The organism is Deinococcus sp. (genome assembly GCF_018260405.1).
GTDB lineage: Bacteria > Deinococcota > Deinococci > Deinococcales > Deinococcaceae > Deinococcus.
In genome coordinates this window covers 1-1200 of record NZ_JAGLBG010000215.1, presented here as the reverse complement: position 1 = coordinate 1200, position 1200 = coordinate 1, and the positions used below count along the sequence as shown (strand labels likewise).

Annotated in this window: 2 protein-coding genes; both read left to right on the top strand. The window is 53.2% G+C overall.

All coding sequences use genetic code 11. The features are described 5' to 3' along the window. On the top strand, nt 1-825 hold an 825-nt coding region (locus tag QZ269_RS13135), incomplete at its 5' end, for an IS66 family transposase (RefSeq protein ID WP_291427144.1). A gap of 12 nt (nt 826-837) precedes the next feature. Next, the coding region (locus QZ269_RS13130; RefSeq protein WP_291427143.1) for a hypothetical protein at nt 838-1200 on the top strand (363 nt) is incomplete at its 3' end.

The following is a 1200-nucleotide window of genomic DNA, read 5'->3' as shown; positions in this document are numbered from 1 at the left end:
AGCGATGGTACGGTGGCTCTCAACATCAATCTGGCTTCGGAGCGGCTCCAACCCTTCGAGGACGACCTGAAAGCTGGACTGAGGCAACAAGCCGTACTCCATGCGGACGAGACAGGCACGAAGGTCAATGGAAAGCTGAACTGGTTCCATGTGGCCTGTTTTGCCAGGGGAACGCTCTATACCTTGCACGAGAAGCGCGGCTACGCGGCTATCGAGGCCGCTGGCGTGTTGACTGACTTTACGGGCGTCGTGGTTCACGACGCCTGGAACACCTATTTCCGTCTTCCTGGAGAACATGCACTGTGCAATGCTCACCTGCTCCGGGAACTGCGGAAACTGGATGAGCATGACCAGCAACCCTGGGCCGGTGAACTGCGGCAGGCGTTGCAGCAGATCTACCACGCCCAGAAGGCCGTGACACTGACGGATGAGCAAAAAGCAGCGTTCTATACGCGATTTGACGAACTGGTGCTGGCTGGTCTGGAAACGAATCCGGCACAGGAACCTGTTCCAAAGCGACGTGGAAAGCCCAAACAGCTTCCGGGGCGCAACCTGGCCTTGCGGTGTCAGCAGCACCGCGCAGCGATGCTGCTTTTCCTGGAGCGAGCTGACGTGCCGTTTGACAACAACCAGGCAGAGCGCGACATCAGGATGGCCTGTGTGAAACGCAAGGTTTCGGGTGGTTTTCGCTCGGAAGCTGGGGGACAGGCGTTCTGCCGGATTCGCAGCTTCATTTCTACCCTTCAGAAGCAGGGTCTATCCGTTTGGACTGGCTTGGTTGACGTTTTTCGTGGCGTCTTACCCAAACTCGACTTCTCGTGCTGAGCAGTTACGAGCATGCTTTCAAAATCTGGTTGCAAATATTTTTGTATCCCCAAATTTGGTGTTGATGCTGCCTTCTTTATTGAGACTCAAGGACGGTCACACTTAAGGCTACTTGAGTTCAAGTGTTACGGAGGTGCTCGTCAGGGCGGTGTTGGCTTTGGAAACTCTAAAGGTTTCGGGCCACAAGTCGAAATTCTAAAACAGGATTCAGAGAAGCTGTCCCTTACAAATCCTTACGTTCGCTGGGTACTTGTCAACTCTTTACTACCTTATGGGTCTGAAAGATATGCCTTTTTTGATTGCGCGGTTGCAAAGGCCAGTGCAATGGGGAAAGAAATTATTCATGGAAAACAAAACAACTTGCGAATCTCCCAG